Source organism: Geodermatophilus siccatus, from assembly GCF_900103785.1.
Classification (GTDB): domain Bacteria; phylum Actinomycetota; class Actinomycetes; order Mycobacteriales; family Geodermatophilaceae; genus Geodermatophilus; species Geodermatophilus siccatus.
In genome coordinates this window covers 88,256-105,932 of record NZ_FNHE01000010.1, presented here as the reverse complement: position 1 = coordinate 105,932, position 17,677 = coordinate 88,256, and the positions used below count along the sequence as shown (strand labels likewise).

Below are 17,677 nucleotides of genomic sequence, written 5' to 3'. Positions count from 1 at the left end.
CCATGCGCGCCGCGCAGGCCGGTCCGCCCGGACCCGCACGGCACACGCGTCACGCTGCCAGCAGCTCCGGCAGGTCCCCGGCGTGCAGCACCACCAGTGTGCTCACCGCCCGGGTGAGGACGACGTAGAGGCGGTGCAGCCCGCGCGGCTCGGCGGCGGCGATCGCGGCGGGGTCCACCACGACGACCGCGTCGAACTCCAGCCCCTTGGCCAGCGTCGCCGGGACGACGGCGAGCAGGCCCGCGTCGCCGTCGTCCCCCAGCACCGCCGCGGGCAGCCCGGCCGCGACCAGCGCGCCGGCCACCTCGGGCACGGCGGCGTCGGCGCAGACGACGCCGATGAAGCCCGGCGTCGCGGCGAGCTCGCGGACCACCTCGGGCAGCGGGCCGTCGGCGCGGATGCGCAGGGAGCCGGCGCCGCGGCGCACCGCGGTGGCGGCCGGCAGGCCCGGCGCGATCGCCGGCAGCAGCCGGTTGGCGTAGTCGAGCACCTCGCCGGGCACGCGGTAGCCGCGGGTCAGCGGCCGGACGGCGGTGTCGGGGCGGCCCAGGCCGGCGAGCGTGCGACCCCAGTCCGCCGCCGACCACGGGCTGGTGGCCTGGGCGAGGTCACCGAGCACGGTCAGCGACCCGGCGGCCAGGCGGCGGGCGATCGCGCGGCACTGCATGGGCGAGAGGTCCTGCGCCTCGTCGACGACCACGTGCCCGTAGCCGGCGGTGCGCTCCAGCAGGCCGGTGACCTCGTCGACCAGCACCGCGTCGGCCTCGGTCCAGGGGGCGCTGCGCAGGGGGCCGGCCGGGCGGAGCAGCAGCGCCTGCTCGGCGTCGTCGAGCACCCCGCGGGCGGCCCGGGCCAGCACGGCGGGGTCGGTGAGCAGGGCGTGCACCAGCTCCGCGGCGTCCCACGCCGGCCACACCGCGTCGCAGAACGCGCGCACCTCGGCGCTGCGGGCAGCCCGGCGGGTCTCGGCGTCCGTGGGGCTGCCACCGGCGGCCTCGGCCTGCCGGCGGGCGTCCTCGGCCAGCAGCATGGCCAGCCGCTCCCGGCCGGCTGCGTGGTGCAGCACCTGCTGGTCCTCGCCGGCCCGGCCGCGGCGGCGCAGGTCGTCGACGTGGCGCTTCAGCCGGTCGACGGGAACCCGGCGGCGGCGCCCGGCCAGCGGCACCTGCACGTCGTCCGCCGGCTTGGCGATCGAGCCCCACAGCGCGCGGTGCAGCACCTCGGCCAGGCGGGCGTCGCCCTTGAGGACGGCGACCTCCGGGGCGTCGACGCCGCGCACCGGCACCCGGGCGGTCAGCCCGGCGACGGTGGTCTGCTCGACGTCGACCTCGCCGAGGGTGGGCAGCACCTGCTCGATGTAGCGGAGGAACGCGCGGTTCGGCCCGACGACGAGGACGCCGGTGCGGGCCAGCTGTCCGCCGTGCGTGTAGAGCAGGTAGGCCGCGCGGTGCAGGCCGACGGCGGTCTTGCCGGTGCCGGGGGCGCCCTGCACGCAGATCGACTCGGCCAGCGGCGCCCGCACGATCGCGTCCTGGTCGGGCTGGATGGTGGCGACGATGTCGCGCATCGGGCCGGAGCGCGGGCGCTCGATCTCCTCCTCGAGCAGCCTGCTCGTCGCGGTCTCCCCCACCCCGAGCAGCTCGTCCTCGTAGCTGGTGAGCTCGCCGCCGGAGAAGCCGAAGCGGCGGCGGCGCACCAGGCCCTGCGGATCGGCGGCGCTGGCCCGGTAGAACGGCCGGCTCATCGGCGCCCGCCAGTCGATGACGACCGGGGTGCCGTCGGCGTCGCGCACGTGCCGACGGCCGATGTGGAAGGTCTCGGTGCCGGTGTCGGTGCGCCCGAAGAACGGCGGGACGCCGGGGTCGGCGGCCAGCGCCCGCAGCCGCTCGGCGCGGGCGGCGCCGAGGCGCTCGGAGGCCCAGGCGTCGACGCCGGCGTCGACGACGGCGGAGGCGCTCGCGCGCATGACGGTCAGGCAGTCGGCCGCGCGCACCAGGTGGGCGCGCTCGGCGGCGAGGACGGGGTCGAGGGCGGTGGTCGTCTCGCTCGATGCGGAGGACACGGTCGGAGGACGCTACTCCTGTTCCGTCCGTCGGCCTACCGGCCGACACCGCGGCCACGTGCCGTCCCCCAGCTGAGCCGAGCCCACCCCGGCCCTCCTCGCGGCACCCTCCGGGCCCCACTCGTCGGACCGACACCGCGGCCACGTGCCGTCCCCCAGCTGAGCCGAGCCCACCCCGGCCCTCCTCGTGGCACCCTCCGGGCCCCCGCTCGTCGGGGCCCCGGCGACCGCGGCGTTGGATGGCCGCATGCCCGAGACGATGCTCGCCGGACGGTTGGACGTGCGCACCCGCGCCTTCGCGGTGAAGGAGGTCCCGAAGCCCACCCCCGGCCCCGGTGAGGTGCTGGTCCAGGTGGCCGCCGCCGGCATCTGCCTGTCCGACGTCCACCTCATCGAGGGCCAGCTCTCCCCGCTGTTCCTCGCCGGCGACGAGGTGACCCTCGGCCACGAGGTGGCCGGCACGGTCGCCGAGCTGGGGGACGGCGTGACCGGTGCGACCGTGGGCCAGCGGGTGCTGCTGCAGGCCGGGGAGGAGAAGGACGGCTGGGTGCACACCCGCGGCGTCGACTACGACGGCGGCTGGGCGGAGTACGCGCTGGCCACGGTGTCGACGCTGGTGCCCGTCCCCGACGGCCTGCCGTTCGAGCAGGCGTGCATCGTGCCGGACGCGGTCTCGACGCCGTGGGCCTCGATCGTGCGCACCGCCGGGGTCCGCGCCGGCCAGCCGGTCGGCGTCTGGGGCATCGGCGGGCTGGGCGCGCACGCCGTCCAGCTGCTGCGCCTGGCCGGGGCCGCGCCGATCGTCGCCGTCGACCCGGTGCCCGCCGCGCGGGAGCGGGCGCTGGCCTTCGGCGCCGACCTCGCCCTGGACCCCGCGGACGACGTGGCCGCGCGCGTGCGGGAGCTGACCGGCGGCGCCGGGCTGGCGTACGCCTTCGACTTCGCCGGGGTCGCGCCGGTGCGCGAGCAGGCGGTGCGGACGCTGGAGCGCGACGGCGCCCTGGTCCTCGTCGGGCTCACCGACCAGCCGCTGACCGTCCGCAACGGCACCCAGTTCAGCTACTTCGGGCAGCGCATCCTCGGCCACTACGGATCCGAGCCCGCGCACGTGGAGGAGCTGGTGTCGCTGGTCCGGCACGGCCGGCTGGACCTCTCCCGGTCGATCTCGGGCACGCTGCCGCTGACCGAGGCCGCCCGCGGGGTCGAGATGCTCGCGCACAAGGAGGGCGACCCCATCCGCCTGGTCATCACACCCTGACGGTGGAGCCGGTGGTCATCGGCGGGTGGTCGGCCGACACGCCGCACGTGGCGACCACCTGCCGATGATCACGGCCCGGTCCGCTCCCCCGGCTCCACGATGTGCACCTCCACCGCACGGAACTGCGCAGGGGTCTCCAGCAGCACGGCCTTGGTGGGGTCACCGACCTCGAGGGCCGGCCCGCGGCGCAGCGCGGCCAGCGCCCGCAGCCGCGGGTCGGCCAGCACGTCGTCCACCAGGCCGCGGTCGCCGCCGGTGAACAACGCCTCGACCTCGCCGGTGTGCGGCCCGAGCACCCGCACGGCGGTCTCGGCCGCGGCGCCCACCACGGCGTCGGTCTGGTTGGCCCGTCGCCGGGCGAAGCGCTGCTGCGACCAGCCGCCGGCCGCCGTCCGCCCCTGGACCCGGCGGGTGTCGACCTTGGAGACCACCAGGTCGGAGCCGTCGAACACCCCGACCGCCCACCGTCCGCGGCGGACCAGGAGGACGGCGGCGCGGTGCGGCACCCGGACCGCCGCGCTGAACGAGGTGAGCAGGGGCGGGGTGGGTGAGGACGGTGCAGCCGGCCCGGGCCGCCAGCCGAACGGCGCCCGCAGGGTGACCTCGGTGCTGTCCGCGCAGGTCACCCGCACCGCCCCGTCGACGAGCCCGACGCCGTCGAAGGCGCCGTGCCGGGCGGCGACGCCGTCCAGCCAGCGCGCCAGGCGCTCGGGCGGGACGCGCAGCTGCCGGCCACCACCGGCAGCGGGCCGCGCGCGGGTCAGCGCTCGGCGTCCCGGGTGGTGGGCAGGCCGGCCGCGGCCCAGGCCTGGTAGCCGCCGACGACGTCGGTGGCGCGGTGCAGGCCCAGGGCCCGCAGCGAGTCGGCGGCGAGGCTGGAGGCGTAGCCCTCGTTGCACAGCACGATGACCTCGACGTCGTGGTCGGTGGCCTCGGGCAGCCGCGCCTCGCTGGCCGGGTCCAGCCGCCACTCGAGCACGTTGCGCTCGACCACCAGCGCGCCGGGCACCTCGCCGTCGGCCGCCCGCTGGGCGACCGGGCGGGTGTCGACGAGCAGGGCGCCCGCCGCCATCCGCGCCGCCGCCTCGGCCGGCTCGAGGCGGTGCAGGCGGCCGCGCGTCTCCTCGAGCACCTCGTCGATGGACCGGGGGGCGGATGGGGTCTCCACGGGGGTCATCGTGACCGACGTCAGCGGGCCATCGCCGGCTCGGCGGCGTGCTCGGCCGGCACGTGCAGCAGCCGCTGGGTGGCCGCGACCACCACCGTGGCGATCGCCGCGGCGAGGGTGGCCACCAGGAACGCGCTGTTGGCCCCGACCGTGTCGACCAGCTTGCCGGCCGCCGAGGAGCCCACCGCGACGCCCAGGCCGAGCGCCGTGCCGATCCAGGTGAAGGCCTCGGTGGTCGCCGAGCGCGGCACCAGGACCTCGGCCAGCGTGAACGAGCTGATCAGGGACGGCGAGACGGCCAGCCCGGCGAGCACCACGAACGGGATCATCACCCACACGTCGCCCACCAGCGCCAGCGGCAGGCTCAGCACGGTCAGCACCCCCAGGACGACGACCAGCCGGTGCCGCAGGGGGTGCCGCCAGTGCACGCTGCCCCACCCGATGCCGCTGGCCATGGACCCGACCGCGAGGGCGGCGATGAGGACGCCGGACAGCGCCATGGCGCCGCGTTCGTCGGCGAAGGCCACCAGCGCGATCTCCAGGGTGCCCAGGACCGCGCCCACGGCGGCGCCGACGACGAAGAGCACCCGGATGCCGGCTGTGCGGATCGCCGACGGGCCGCTGCGAGCCGCGTGCCCGTGCGGTGGCGGCTCGGTGCGGGTCTGGGCGGCGAACAGCAGGCTGCCGATGACGGCGAAGACGAACGCGGTGACCACCCCGGACGTGGCGTGCCCGGTGGTGGACAGGAAGGTGACCAGCACCGGGCCGACGATGAAGACGAACTCGTCGACCACCGACTCCATCGCCAGCGCGGCCGGCAGCCGGTGCGTGCCGCGCAGCAGGTGGGTCCAGCGCACCCGGATCATCGAGGCCACCGGCGGGATGCAGGCGCCGGCCAGCCCGGCCGAGGCGAACAGGATCCAGCGGGGCCAGTCCTCCTTGACCGCGGGCAGGAACACGCAGCCCGCGGCGATGAAGACGGCGAGCACCGGCAGCAGCGTGCGGCGCTGGCCGTGGGTGTCGGCCCAGCGGCCGAGCAGCGGCCCGGAGACGGCCGTGGTGACGGCCCCGGTCGCGGCGACCGCTCCGCCGAGCCCGTAGCTGCCGGTCTCCGAGGCGATGAGCAGCACAGAGCCGAGTCCGACCATCGACAGCGGCAGGCGGCCGATGAAGGCGGCCAGCACCATCGGCCGCGCGTGCGGCGTGCGCAGCACGTGCAGGTAGGGGTTGGGCACGGGGAGGTGACCTGTCGTCTCAGGTGAGAGGGGCGCCGGTACGACCCACGCTAACGGACCCACGCGACCGCGGCCCGGCGGTGCTCGTGCCGGTGCAGCGCGCCCGACCCCGGGACGGCGCAGGGCCCCGCACCGGTCGCCGTTGACCGGTGCGGGGCCCTGCAGGGCGGTGCTCCCTCAGGCGAGTCGGTGCTCCAGGATGGCGAGCTCGTCCCACATGGTGCTGGGGAGCTTGTCGCCGAACTTCTGGAACCACTCGGTGATCTGCGGGACCTCGGCGCGCCACTCGTCCTTGTCCACGGCGAGGGCCTTCTCCACCTGCTCGCGGGTCATGTCCAGCCCGGAGACGTCCAGTGAGTCAGGCGTCGGCACGTGGCCGACCGCGGTCTCCTCGGCCGCCGCGGTGCCCTCGAGCCGCTCGACGACCCACTTCAGGACCCGGCTGTTCTCACCGAAGCCCGGCCACAGGAAGCCGCCGTCCTCGTCGCGGCGGAACCAGTTGACGTAGAAGATCTTCGGCAGCTTGGTGGCGTCGTGCTGCTTGCCGGTCTCGACCCAGTGGCCGAAGTAGTCACCGGCGTTGTAGCCGATGAAGGGCAGCATCGCGAACGGGTCGCGGCGGACGACGCCGACGGCGCCGGTGGCCGCGGCCGTCGTCTCCGAGGACAGCGTGGCGCCCATGAACACGCCGTGGTTCCAGTCCCGGGCCTCGGTGACGAGCGGGATGGTGGTCTTGCGGCGGCCGCCGAAGAGGATCGCCGAGATCGGCACGCCCTTCGGGTCGGTGTACTCCGGCGCCAGGATCGGGCACTGGGTGATCGGCGTGCAGAAGCGGCTGTTCGGGTGGCTGGAGGGCTCGTCGCTCCCCGGCGTCCAGTCCTGCTTCTTCCAGCTGGTCAGGTGGGCCGGGGGCTCCTCGGTCATGCCCTCCCACCAGATGTCGCCGTCGTCGGTGAGCGCGACGTTGGTGAACACCGAGTTGCCCTTGTCGATGGTGCGCATCGCGTTGGGGTTGGTGTCCCAGCCGGTGCCCGGGGCGACGCCGAAGAGGCCGAACTCGGGGTTGAGCGCGTAGAGCCGGCCGTCCTCGCCGAAGCGCATCCAGGCGATGTCGTCGCCGAGGGTCTCGACCTTCCACCCGGGGATGGTCGGCTCGAGCATCGCCAGGTTGGTCTTGCCGCAGGCCGAGGGGAACGCCGCGGCGATGTAGTAGGTCTTCTGCTGGGGGCTGGTCAGCTTGAGGATCAGCATGTGCTCGGCGAGCCAGCCCTCGTCGCGGGCCATCACCGAGGCGATGCGCAGCGAGTAGCACTTCTTGCCCAGCAGGGCGTTGCCGCCGTAGCCCGAGCCGTACGACCAGATCATGCGCTCCTCGGGGAAGTGCACGATGTACTTGGTCTCGCTGCAGGGCCAGGGCACGTCCTGCTGGCCCTCGTCGAGCGGGGCGCCCAGGGAGTGCATCGCCGGCACGAACGGCCGGTCCTCACCCATCGCCTCGAGGATCGCGCTGCCGATGCGGGCCATGACCCGCATCGAGACGACGACGTACTCGGAGTCGGTCAGCTCGACGCCGAACATCGGGTTCTCGGCCTCGACCGGACCCATGCAGAAGGGGATGACGTACATCGTCCGGCCGCGCATGCACCCGCGGTACAGCTCCGTCATGATCGACTTCATCTCGCCCGGGTCCATCCAGTTGTTGGTGGGACCGGCGTCGGCCTCGTCGACCGAGCAGATGAAGGTGCGGTCCTCGACGCGCGCGACGTCGCTGGGGTCGGAGGCGCACCAGAAGGAGTTGGGCTTCTTCTCCAGGCGGGTGAAGGTCCCCGCGTCGACCAGCTGCTGGGTGAGCCGCTCCCACTCCTCGTCGCTGCCGTCGACCCACACGACCCGGTCCGGGGTGGTCAGCTCGGCCATCTCGCGCACCCAGGCCAGCAGCCGGGCGTGGGTGGTCGGGGCGTTGTCGAGACCGGGGGTGGCCACAGAAGTCACGGCGTCTCCATCCTCTGGGTACACCGGGGTGATTGCCGCCGGCGCTGGTGTTTCCGTCCTGCTCAGCTGTCGTCCGGGCCGCCGGGGCGCCACGGGTACCGGTGGGGTTCCGGTTCCGGACAGCCTAACGGCGGGGACGTCCACTGTAACCGTGAGAGATGTTACGTATAAGACGTCTACCTCGTGGGCCGGAAGTCCCTGGTGGGGACGGGCGTTGGCCTGGTCCGTGGACACCGCACCGATCCGCCCCGCCCTGCTCACACCGCTGACCCTCCGCGGGGTGACCCTGCCGAACCGGCTGGTCGTGGCCCCGATGTGCCAGTACTCGGTGACCGACGGCCTCGTCGGCGACTACCACCTGGTCCACCTCGGCCGCTTCGCCCTCGGCGGCTTCGGGCTGGTGCTGGTCGAGGCCACCGCGGTCACCGCCGACGGCCGGATCAGCCACGGGGACGTCGGGCTGTGGTCCGACGCGCACGTGCCCGGACTGGCCCGCGTGGTCGACTTCCTGCACGCCTCCGGCGCGCGGGCCGGCGTCCAGCTGGCGCACGCCGGCGGCAAGGCCAGCAGCCTGCGGCCGTGGGACGGCACCGGCCCGGTGACCGAGGAGAGCGCCCGCCCCGGCGAGCAGCCGTGGCCGACCGTGTCGGCCAGCGCCGTCCCCGTGGGCCCGGGCTGGCCGGAGCCGCACGCCCTGACCGTCGAGGAGATGGCCGGGATCCGCGACGCGTTCGCCGCGGCGACCCGGCGGGCCCTGGCCGCCGGCTTCGACGTCGTCGAGGTGCACGCGGCGCACGGCTACCTGCTCAACCAGTTCCTCTCCCCGCTCACCAACCGGCGCGAGGACGGCTACGGCGGCTCGCCGGAGGCCCGGATGCGCTTCCCGCTCGAGGTCGTCGAGGCGGTGCGAGCGGCGTGGCCCGAGGACCGGCCGCTGTTCGTGCGGGTCTCCTCGGTCGACGGCTCGTCCGACGGGGTGACCCTCGAGGACACCGTGGCGTTCGCCCGGGAGCTGGCCGCCCGCGGGGTGGACGTGGTCGACACCTCCGGCGGCGGGCTGGGCGGCGGCTGGCAGCACCCCGTCGGCTACGGCTACCAGGTGCCCTTCGCGGCCCGGGTGCGTGCCGAGGCCGGCGTCGCCACGATGGCCGTCGGGCTCATCGTGGACGCCCGCCAGGCCGAGGCGGTCGTCGCCGGCGGCTCGGCCGACCTGGTCGCGGTCGCCCGGGAGGCCCAGGACGACCCGAACTTCGCCGTCCACGCCGCCCGGGAGCTCACGGCCGGGTACGACGCCTACCCCGTCCAGGCCGGGCCGCGGCTGGCCGCGCGCGACCGGCTGCTCACCACGCTCGGCCCGTGGACCGGGCCCGACCCGGTGCAGACGACCGGCCCGAGCTGATCGGCTCAGGATCCGGTCGACATCCCGTAGACCGGCGCGGCGACGTCGGCGGCGAAGGCGTCCCAGTCCCTCGGGACGGGGCGCCCGCCGACCTCGGCGTCGAGCTTGTCCAGGTACCAGTGCCAGCCGGCGGCGAAGTCGGCGACGTCCGCGTCCGCGGCGAAGACCTGGCGGAAGCGCAGGACCGTCCGGCCGTCCTCGCGCCACAGGTCCAGCTCGACGGTCCAGTCGTCCTGGCCCACCCAGGAGACGACGAGGCGCCGCGGCGGCTCGCAGTCGACGACCGTCATCACCTCGCCGACCGGCTCCTGCTCGTGGGTCATCGTGAAGGTGCCGGTGCCGCCGGGGGCGCGCTCGCCGTCGTAGGTGCCGATCCAGCGGGCCATCCGGTCGGGCTCGGTGAGCGCCGACCACACGTCCTCGACCGGGTCGGGCCAGGAGCGGTGGAACTCCAGGCGCTGCCGGCCGTCGGCCTCGGTGGTGACGACGCCGCGGCGGGCCATCGCGTCCTGCACGGTCATGGGGTGTCTCCGCTCCTCCGGGCCCGCCGGCCGCGGGCGATCTCGGTGTCCAGTGCGTCGAACCGCTGGGCCCACAGGTCGCGGTAGGGCGCCAGCCAGTCGTCCAGCTCCCGCAGCGGGCGCGGGTCGAGCGCGTAGAGCCGCCGGCGCCCCTCCACCCGGCTGCGGACCAGGCCGGCCTCGCGCAGCACGCGCAGGTGCCGGCTGATCGCCGGGCGGCTCACCGGGAACCGCTCCGCGAGCTCCCCCGCCGCGAGCTCGCCCCGCGCCAGCAGGGCGACCAGTTCGCGCCGGGTCGGGTCGGCGAGCGCCGCGAGCGCCTCCACGGGCAATGTGTAACACAAGTGTTACGCGTTAGGCCAGGGGTTGGCGCGCCGACCGGCCGGGCACGGGGAGGCCATGACCGTCACCGACCCGGACGTCCCCGACCCGCTCAACGACCCGCGCACCCTGCAGGCCGACCCCGGCGCCCTGGGGCAGGGCGAGGACCTCGCCTCCACCGAGGACGACGCCGTCTCGACCGGCGAGGACGAACTGGCCGAGCAGGGCCTGGCCGCCGGCCGGGACGCGGCCGACGACGCCGGCGGCGGCGACGTGACCGGCGGCGCGTTCTCCGAGGCGCCACGCGACTGAGACGGGGCGGTCCGTTTCAGGACTCGTCGGCCGGGCAACCCTCGGGCCCCAGTCCCTCAGCGAGGAGGAGGACCACCATGGCCACCGGTGAGACCGGCTTCGAGGACGTCACCTACGACCTCATCTCGGTGCAGTACCACTCGCTCAAGGCCGGGCACGACTACGGCCAGTACGTCCGTGACGCGGAGAACGCCGGGCTGCAGGACATCGCGTCGTTCTTCCGCGAGGTCATGGAGCAGGACTCCGCGCGGGCGCGGCGCTGCCACGAGTTCCTGCGGCAGATCTCCGGGACCGAGCAGGGCGGACCCGCCACCCAGTAGCGCGAGGGCCCCGTCCCGGGACGGACCCGGCGGGCACGGTGGCGGTGTGATCCGCACGCCGCTGGCCCGCACGTTCACGCTGGCCGCACCGGTCGTCGGAGCCCCGATGGCCGGTGTGGCCGGCAGTGCGCGCGCACGTGCCGTCCCCCTCGGATCGGCCTCATGGCCTGGGCGCTGGCGACGTCTCCGCAGCGCCGCTCCACGCCGGGGAGCCGGCCGGGCCGGTCACCGGCGAACGGCCCGCGGCCGACGTCGTCCGGGAGATGGCAGCCGACGCCGAGCGGGCGCTACGGGCGGCCTGCGACCTGCTGACCTGACCGCGCGGTGTCGGCCCACGCCTGCTCGAGCACGTGCAGCAGCAGGTCGGCGGGCTGGGCGCCGGCGGCGCCGTACCTGCGGTCGACGACGAAGAAGGGGACACCGGTCGCGCCGAGCTCCCGCGCGGTGCGGATGTCGTCGAGGACGGCGGGCCGGTACCGGTGGTCGACGAGCGCGGCGCGCACCTCGGTCTCGTCCAGGCCGACCTCCCCTGCCAGCGCAGCGAGGGAGTCGACGTCGAAGACCGAGCGCCCCTCCTCGAAGTGCGCGTGCAGCAGCCGCTCCTTCACCGCACCCTGCAGCCCGCGCTCGGCGGCCAGGTGGATGAGCTCGTGGGCCAGCAGCGTGTTGCCGCTGACACCGCTCGCCAGGTCGTAGCGCAGGCCCTCACCGGCGGCGGTCTCCTCGACGTGCCGCATCATCCCGCGCACGTCCTCGACCGGGCGGCCGAACTTGGCGGCCAGCGCCGGGAGGGTCGCGTGGGTCTCGCCCTCGGGGGTGCCCGCGTCCAGCTGGAAGGAGCGCCAGACGACCTCGACCTCGTCGCGGTGCGGGAACCGCTCGAGCGCGGCCTCCAGCCGGCGCTTGCCGATGTAGCACCACGGACAGACGACGTCGGACCAGACCTCGATGCGCACGGAGCGCACCAACTGCACGCCCGCCCGGCTCATTCCGGCCGGTGCGCTCCCGCCCGCGCCCGGCCGTCCCCGGGCGTGGGGTCGAGGAAGACGTAGCGCACCCCCGGGTACCTGGCGACCAACCGCCGCTCGGCCTCGTCGGAGGCGCGCTCGATGTCGGCGACGGTCACCTCGTCGGCGAAGTCGACCTTGGCCGAGACGATGACCTGACCGGGCCCGATCACGGTGGTGAGCAGGACCGGGACGTCGACGACCTGGTCGAGGCCGGCGACCTCGGCGCGCAACTGGTCCTCGAGCCGGCGGGGCAGCGACTGGCCGATGAGCAGCGAGACGTTGGCCCGCGCCAGCGACCCGGCGACCAGCAGCAGGAGGACGCCGATGGCGAGCGCCGCGAGGCCGTCCCAGGTGGCGCTGCCGGTGACCTGCTCGAGGAACAGGCCCAGCGCGGCGAGCACGAGGCCGACCAGGGCGGCGCTGTCCTCGAAGGTCACCGCCTTGACCGTGGTGTCGGTGGTGGCGGCGAGGTAGCGGCGGGGCGTCGTCCCCCACCGGCGGGCCGAGCCGCGCACCTGGCGGACGGCCTTGAGCAGCGAGGTGCCCTCGAGGACGAAGGACACCGCCAGGACGACGTAGGCCACCAGCGGGTCGCCCTGCTCCTCACCCCCGACGACGGTCGTGACGCCCTGGTAGAAGGAGAAGCCCGCGCCGAGGGTGAAGGTGGCCAGGCAGGCCAGCAGTGCCCAGAAGTAGGTCTCCCGGCCGTAGCCCACCGGGTGCCGGGCGTCCGGCGCCCGGTTGCCGCGCTTGAGCGCGACGAACAGCAGCACCTCGGTGATCGTGTCGGCGAGCGAGTGCGCCGCCTCCGACAGCATCGCCGAGGAGTGGCTGAGCAGACCGCCGACGAGCTTGGCGACGGCGATGCCCAGGTTGGCCAGCCCGGCGACGACGACGGTGCCGGTCGACTCCCCGCCGCCGGACGCACCGGCCGCCTCCTCCGCCAGGGCGTGGTCGCGGGTCGGTCCCGGCTCGGTCATGGCGCCTCCCGTGCCCCGTCGTTGCCCGGTGCAACCGCCGGCCTCCGCACCAGCAGCACCAGGGCACCGGCCGCAGCCGCACCGGCCGCCGCGAGCACCAACCCGGTCGGCCCGGATCGGGCCAGCACGAGGCCGCCGAGGGCCGCGCCGGCGGCGATGCCCACGTTGAGGGCCGTGATCGCGACCGCGCCGGCGACGTCGCGGATCTCCGGCGCGGCGATCCGGGTCACGCGGGTCTGGAACACCGGCGGCAGCAGCCCGATGAGCACGCCCCAGATCGCGACCAGGGTGACCGCGACGGCGGGGTGCGTCCCGACCAGCAGCAGTGCCGCGAGCCCGGCGGCGAAGGCGACCGCGACGGCGGGCAGCGCGGTGGCGGGCCGGCGGTCCGACAGCGGTCCGGCGACGGCGAGGCCCAGGACACCGGCCAGGCCGAACACGAACAGCACCGCAGGGACGGCGCCGCCGGGTAGCCCGGCGCCGTCGGTCACGAGGACCGCCAGGTAGGTGGCCGCCGCGAAGTGGCCCGCGAGCAGCGCCGCGGTACCACCCGCGGTGCGCAGCACCGGCCGCGCGCTGGGGTGCCGCCACCAGGCCCCGGCGGCCGTGCCCGCCCCGTCCCGCCGGACCGTGCGGCCGCGGACCAGCACCAGCGCCGGTGGCAGGGTGAGCGCGGCCAGGAGCGCGAGCGTCCACCTCCAACCGAGCACCCCGCCCAGCGACGCAGCGACCGGGACGCCGAGCACGCTCGCCGCCGTCGGCCCGACCAGCACCGTGGACACCGCGCGCCCCAGCCGCTCGGGGGGCACGAGATCCGCGACGTGCGGGACCAGCAGCGCCCACACCAGGCCGTGGGCGGCCGCGCCGACCACCCGGGCGACGACGGCGGCGCCCAGCGACGGCGCCGCGGCGGTGGCCAGCGTCGCTGCGCCGCACACGAGCAGCGCCACGGCGAGGACCCGCTGCCGGGGCAGGCGGCGGGTGGCCCGCACCAGCGCGAGGCTGGTCGCGGCCAGGGTGACCGCCCAGGTGGCCACGAGGGACCCGGCGGCCGACGGGCTCACCGCGAGGTCGGCAGCGATCACCGGCAGCAGGCCGGTGGGGCTGAGCTCGATGGTGACCGTGGCGAACGCGGCGGCGGTGAGCGCGGTCAGCGTCCGCTGCGGCGGAGCGCAGGCGGCGCCGGGGAGCGCCGCCGCCGGGACGGGGACCGGGGTGGTGTCACAGGCCATGAGCGGATGCTCGACCTTGACACCGGTGTGAAGGTCAAGCCCACGGACCGTCGCGGAGGAGGGCGGGATGAGGATCGGCGAGCTGGCCGGGTGCACCGGTGTGAGCACCCGGATGCTGCGCTACTACGAGGAGCAGCACCTGGTGACGCCCACGCGGTCGGCGAACGGCTACCGCGAGTACGGCGAGGCCGACGTCGACCGGGTGCGGCAGGTCCGCGCCCTGCTCGACGCGGGTCTGCCCACCCGGTTCGTCCGGGCCGTGCTCGACATGGGCCTGGACGGCGGGCCGGCCGCGGCCGGCTGGACGGCGACCTGCACCGCCACGTTCGCGACGCAGCTGCGCGGCGAGCTGGTGCGGCTGGAGGACCGGCTCACCTGCCTGGCCCGCAGCCGCGACGCCGTCCGGCGGTACCTGGCGACGGTGACCGTCGTCGAGGCCGAGCCGGACGGCACCGCCGCCTGACCCTGCTAGCGCACCCCGACGAGGTCGACGACGAAGACGAGGGTCGCGCCGGGCTTGATGACCCCGCCCGCGCCGCGGTCGCCGTAGGCCTTGTGCGGCGGGATGGTCAGCCGGCGCCGTCCGCCGACCCGCATCCCCTGGATGCCCTCGTCCCAGCCCTGGATGACCATGCCGACGCCGAGGCGGAACTCCAGCGGGTCGCCGCGGTCCCAGGAGGCGTCGAACTGCTCGCCGCCGTCGTGGGTGACGCCGACGTAGTGCGCGCTGACCAGGTCCCCGGCCTTCGCCTCGGGGCCGTCCCCCACGGTGATCTCCTCGATCACCAGGTCGTCGGGCGCGGGACCGGTCGGCGGCTCGACGTCGGGGCGGGTGGGCTCGGCCATCGGTTCTCCTGGGGGTCGGTGCCGGGTGGGTCCCGACGGTCGTCCCCCATCCAAACAGCGGTTCCGCCGGGTCGCCGGGCGGGCTACGGTCCGGCGGCGTGATCGACCACCTGGGGCTGCAGTGCGCCGACGTCCCGGCCGCCGTGGCCTTCTACACCACCGTGTTCGCGCCGGCGGGCCTGCGCGAGGCGATGCGGTACGAGACGCCGGGCGGTCCCGTCGTGGGGATGTGCGGGCCCGACGGGTTCCCGCAGCTGTGGCTGAGCCCGCTGGCCGAGGGCACCGAGCGGCCGGTGCACCTGGCGTTGCGCGCGCCGTCGCGGGCGGCGGTGGACGAGGTGTTCGCGCTGGCCCGGGAGCGGGGTGCCGAGGTGCTGCACGAGCCGCGGGTCTGGCCCGAGTACCACCCCGGCTACTACGGCGTGTTCCTCCGCGACCCCGACGGCAACAACGTGGAGGCCGTCCACCACACGCCCCCGGAGGGCTGATCAGCGGCCGCCGGCGACGTCGAGCAGGCTGCCGGTGCAGTAGCCCGCGCTGTCACCCAGCAGCCACAGCACGGCCGCCGCGACCTCCTCGGGCAGACCGGCCCGGCCCATCGGCACGGTCGGCCCCACCCGCGCGACCCGGTCGGGCTGGCCGCCGCTGGCGTGGATCTCCGTCTCGATGATCCCGGGCCGCACGACGTTGACCCGGACCCCCTCGCCGGCGACCTCGCGGGCCAGCCCGACGCCGAGGGTGTCGACCGCGCCCTTGCTGGCCGCGTAGTCGACGTACTCCCCGGGTGAGCCCAGCCGGCTGGCGGCCGAGGAGACCAGCACGATCGACCCGCCGGAGCCGCCGTACCGGGTGGACATCCGCCGCACCGCCTCCCGGCAGCACAGGACGGTGCCCAGCACGTTGACCGCCAGCATGCGCTGCACCCGCTCGGCGGTCAGCTCGTCGACCCGCGCCCGCCGGCCCACGATCCCGGCGTTGGCCACCAGCCCGGTCACCGGGCCCAGGCCCTCGGCGGCGGCGAAGGCGGCCAGGACGTCGTCCTCGACCGAGACGTCGGCGCGGACGGCGCACGCGGTCCCGCCGGCGGCCTCGATGCCGCCCACGACGGCGGCGGCCGCGGCCCCGTCGTCCCGGTAGGTGAGCGCGACCGACCACCCGGCCGCCGCCGCGGCGCGCGCGGTCGCCGCGCCGATGCCGCGGCTGCCGCCGGTCACGAGCACCACACCAGGGGGCACGGTCGGACCGTAGCGGAGCGGGTGCGGGACGCCGCACGCCGTGCTGGGCTGGGCGCATGCCCGTCGATCCCCCCTGGTGGACCCGTGCCGTCGTCTACCAGGTCTACCCGCGCTCGTTCCAGGACTCCGACGGCGACGGGATCGGCGACCTCGGCGGGGTCCTGCAGCGCGTCGACCACCTCGCCGACCTGGGCGTCGACGTCGTCTGGCTCTCGCCGATCTACCCCTCGCCGCAGGCCGACAACGGCTACGACATCAGCGACTACACCGACGTCGACCCGCTGTTCGGCTCGCTGGCGCAGCTCGACGAGCTCATCGCCGCCCTGCACGAGCGGGGGATCAAGCTGGTGATGGACCTGGTGGTGAACCACACCAGCGACCAGCACCCGTGGTTCGAGGAGAGCAGGGCGTCCCGGACGTCTCCCAAGCGCGACTGGTACTGGTGGCGGCCGCCGCGCCCGGGCCTGACGGCGGGGCAGCCCGGCGCCGAGCCGACCAACTGGCACTCGTACTTCTCCGGACCCACCTGGGAGCTCGACGAGGCCAGCGGCGAGTACTACCTGCACCTGTTCGCGCGCGAGCAGCCGGACCTGAACTGGGAGAACCCGGAGGTCCGCCAGGCGGTGTACGCGATGATGCGGGACTGGCTCGACCGCGGCGTCGACGGCTTCCGCATGGACGTCATCAACATGATCAGCAAGGACGTCGCCCCGGACGGCTCGCTGCGCGACGGACCCCCGCTGCCGGGCCTGCCCTACGGCGACGGGACGGCGTCCTTCCTGTGCGGGCCGCGGATCCACGAGTTCCTGCAGGAGATGCACCGCGAGGTGTTCGCCGGGCGGTCCGACCGGCTGCTCACGGTGGGCGAGATGCCGGGCGTGACGGTGGAGCAGGCCCGGCTGTTCACCGACCCGGCGCGGGCCGAGGTGGACATGGTGTTCCAGTTCGAGCACGTGGGCCTGGACTTCGACGAGTCCAAGTGGCGCCCGCGGCCGCTGCGGTTGCGCGACCTCAAGGCCTCCTTCGGCCGCTGGCAGGCGGGGCTGGCCGACGTCGGCTGGAACTCCCTCTACTGGGGCAACCACGACCAGCCGCGGGCGGTCTCGCGCTTCGGCGACGACTCGCCGCGGTACCGGCGGGACTCCGCGACCTGCCTGGCCACCCTGCTGCACCTGCACCGCGGGACGCCCTACGTCTACCAGGGCGAGGAGCTCGGGATGGCCAACGCCCCGTTCGACGGCGTCGACGACTTCCGGGACGTCGAGTCGCTCAACCACTTCGCGCAGGCGGTGGCGCACGGCGAGGACCCGGGGACCGTGCTGGCCGCGCTGCGCACGATGAGCCGGGACAACGCGCGGACGCCGGTGCAGTGGGACGACTCGCCGAACGCCGGCTTCACCACCGGGACCCCGTGGATCGCGGTCAACCCCGACTCCACCGGGTGGAACGCGCAGGCGCAGCGCGCCGACCCCACCTCGGTGTTCGCCCACCACCGGCGGCTGATCGCGCTGCGGCACGACGACCCGGTGGTGGCGCTCGGCGACTTCACCATGCTGCTGCCCGAGCACGACGAGCTGTACGCCTTCACCCGCAGCCTGGACGGCGCGACGCTGCTCGTCGTCTGCAACCTCGGCTCCTCGACCCACCCGCTGGACGAGCTGCTGCCCGAGGCGGTCGGCGCGGAGCTGGTGCTGGGCAACCTGGCCGACGGGGGCGACCCCGTCGTCCTGCGGCCGTGGGAGGCCCGGGTGCTGCGGCCCCGCTGACCCAGCGGCCGGGCTCACGT

General features: G+C 75.3%; 19 protein-coding genes. 7 read left to right on the top strand and 12 right to left on the bottom strand.

Going from position 1 to position 17,677, the window contains the following annotated elements; genetic code table 11:
- Nucleotides 1-49: 49 nt before the first annotated feature.
- Nucleotides 50-2,062 carry a HelD family protein gene (locus BLS21_RS18170; protein ID WP_091221692.1) on the bottom strand — a complete coding sequence of 671 codons (2,013 nt, stop codon included), beginning with the start codon at nt 2,060-2,062 and terminating at the stop codon, nt 50-52.
- 247 nt (nt 2,063-2,309) lie between these two features.
- Between BLS21_RS18170 and BLS21_RS18165 the strand changes: the two genes are divergently transcribed.
- A complete protein-coding gene (locus tag BLS21_RS18165; protein WP_217636191.1) occupies nt 2,310-3,320 on the top strand; it encodes a zinc-binding dehydrogenase in 1,011 nt (336 codons plus the stop codon).
- A gap of 68 nt (nt 3,321-3,388) precedes the next feature.
- Here BLS21_RS18165 and BLS21_RS18160 read toward each other — a convergent pair whose 3' ends face one another.
- The 4 genes from BLS21_RS18160 to BLS21_RS18145 all read right to left on the bottom strand — a co-directional run bounded on the left by BLS21_RS18160 (nt 3,389) and on the right by BLS21_RS18145 (nt 7,715).
- Complete coding sequence (locus BLS21_RS18160; RefSeq protein WP_281241955.1) at nt 3,389-4,045, bottom strand: acVLRF1 family peptidyl-tRNA hydrolase; 657 nt, start codon at nt 4,043-4,045, stop codon at nt 3,389-3,391.
- A 35-nt stretch (nt 4,046-4,080) separates the two neighbouring features.
- Entirely contained in the window at nt 4,081-4,488 is a 408-nt protein-coding gene (locus BLS21_RS18155) for a rhodanese-like domain-containing protein (protein ID WP_091221689.1), read from the bottom strand.
- 20 nt (nt 4,489-4,508) lie between these two features.
- On the bottom strand, nt 4,509-5,723 hold the full coding sequence (locus BLS21_RS18150; protein ID WP_091221687.1) for an MFS transporter: 1,215 nt from the start codon (nt 5,721-5,723) through the stop codon (nt 4,509-4,511).
- Nucleotides 5,724-5,900: 177 nt separating this feature from the next.
- Nucleotides 5,901-7,715, bottom strand: coding sequence for a phosphoenolpyruvate carboxykinase (GTP) (locus tag BLS21_RS18145; RefSeq protein WP_091221684.1), 1,815 nt, complete (start codon nt 7,713-7,715; stop codon nt 5,901-5,903).
- Between the two features lie 226 nt (nt 7,716-7,941).
- Between BLS21_RS18145 and BLS21_RS18140 the strand changes: the two genes are divergently transcribed.
- Nucleotides 7,942-9,114 (top strand): NADH:flavin oxidoreductase/NADH oxidase, encoded by a 1,173-nt coding sequence (locus BLS21_RS18140; RefSeq protein ID WP_281241954.1) that lies wholly within the window; start codon nt 7,942-7,944, stop codon nt 9,112-9,114.
- Nucleotides 9,115-9,119: 5 nt separating this feature from the next.
- Here BLS21_RS18140 and BLS21_RS18135 read toward each other — a convergent pair whose 3' ends face one another.
- On the bottom strand, nt 9,120-9,635 hold the full coding sequence (locus BLS21_RS18135) for an SRPBCC family protein (RefSeq protein WP_091221681.1): 516 nt from the start codon (nt 9,633-9,635) through the stop codon (nt 9,120-9,122).
- Nucleotides 9,632-9,961 carry an ArsR/SmtB family transcription factor gene (locus BLS21_RS18130; protein ID WP_091221679.1) on the bottom strand — a complete coding sequence of 110 codons (330 nt, stop codon included), beginning with the start codon at nt 9,959-9,961 and terminating at the stop codon, nt 9,632-9,634. Before BLS21_RS18130 ends, BLS21_RS18135 begins: the two co-directional genes overlap by 4 nt.
- A 73-nt stretch (nt 9,962-10,034) precedes the next feature.
- Between BLS21_RS18130 and BLS21_RS18125 the strand changes: the two genes are divergently transcribed.
- Nucleotides 10,035-10,268 carry a hypothetical protein gene (locus BLS21_RS18125; RefSeq protein WP_091221676.1) on the top strand — a complete coding sequence of 78 codons (234 nt, stop codon included), beginning with the start codon at nt 10,035-10,037 and terminating at the stop codon, nt 10,266-10,268.
- Nucleotides 10,269-10,345: 77 nt separating this feature from the next.
- Entirely contained in the window at nt 10,346-10,588 is a 243-nt protein-coding gene (locus BLS21_RS18120) for an acyl carrier protein (protein ID WP_091221674.1), read from the top strand.
- A 287-nt stretch (nt 10,589-10,875) separates the two neighbouring features.
- Here the strand turns inward: BLS21_RS18120 and BLS21_RS18110 are convergent, their stop codons facing one another.
- Genes BLS21_RS18110 through BLS21_RS18100 form a run of 3 tightly spaced genes read right to left on the bottom strand, consistent with a single transcriptional unit; the run spans nt 10,876 to nt 13,810 of the window.
- Nucleotides 10,876-11,544: a DsbA family oxidoreductase gene (locus BLS21_RS18110; RefSeq protein WP_175479622.1), complete on the bottom strand. Its 669-nt coding sequence runs from the start codon at nt 11,542-11,544 to the stop codon at nt 10,876-10,878.
- Nucleotides 11,545-11,573: 29 nt separating this feature from the next.
- Complete coding sequence (locus BLS21_RS18105; protein WP_091221667.1) at nt 11,574-12,578, bottom strand: cation diffusion facilitator family transporter; 1,005 nt, start codon at nt 12,576-12,578, stop codon at nt 11,574-11,576.
- Nucleotides 12,575-13,810: an MFS transporter gene (locus tag BLS21_RS18100; RefSeq protein ID WP_091221665.1), complete on the bottom strand. Its 1,236-nt coding sequence runs from the start codon at nt 13,808-13,810 to the stop codon at nt 12,575-12,577. Before BLS21_RS18100 ends, BLS21_RS18105 begins: the two co-directional genes overlap by 4 nt.
- Nucleotides 13,811-13,877: 67 nt before the next feature.
- Here BLS21_RS18100 and BLS21_RS18095 point away from each other — a divergent pair, with 67 nt between their 5' ends.
- The gene (locus tag BLS21_RS18095) at nt 13,878-14,273 is read left to right on the top strand and encodes a MerR family transcriptional regulator (protein WP_091221663.1); all 396 of its coding nucleotides are present in this window, start codon (nt 13,878-13,880) and stop codon (nt 14,271-14,273) included.
- A gap of 5 nt (nt 14,274-14,278) precedes the next feature.
- Here the strand turns inward: BLS21_RS18095 and BLS21_RS18090 are convergent, their stop codons facing one another.
- Entirely contained in the window at nt 14,279-14,656 is a 378-nt protein-coding gene (locus BLS21_RS18090; protein WP_091221660.1) for an FKBP-type peptidyl-prolyl cis-trans isomerase, read from the bottom strand.
- Between the two features lie 98 nt (nt 14,657-14,754).
- Here BLS21_RS18090 and BLS21_RS18085 point away from each other — a divergent pair, with 98 nt between their 5' ends.
- Nucleotides 14,755-15,144, top strand: coding sequence for a VOC family protein (locus BLS21_RS18085; protein WP_091221658.1), 390 nt, complete (start codon nt 14,755-14,757; stop codon nt 15,142-15,144).
- Here the strand turns inward: BLS21_RS18085 and BLS21_RS18080 are convergent, their stop codons facing one another.
- On the bottom strand, nt 15,145-15,891 hold the full coding sequence (locus BLS21_RS18080) for an SDR family oxidoreductase (protein WP_245700540.1): 747 nt from the start codon (nt 15,889-15,891) through the stop codon (nt 15,145-15,147).
- Nucleotides 15,892-15,947: 56 nt separating this feature from the next.
- Between BLS21_RS18080 and BLS21_RS18075 the strand changes: the two genes are divergently transcribed.
- Nucleotides 15,948-17,657: an alpha-glucosidase gene (locus BLS21_RS18075; RefSeq protein ID WP_091221652.1), complete on the top strand. Its 1,710-nt coding sequence runs from the start codon at nt 15,948-15,950 to the stop codon at nt 17,655-17,657.
- Nucleotides 17,658-17,677: the final 20 nt, after the last annotated feature.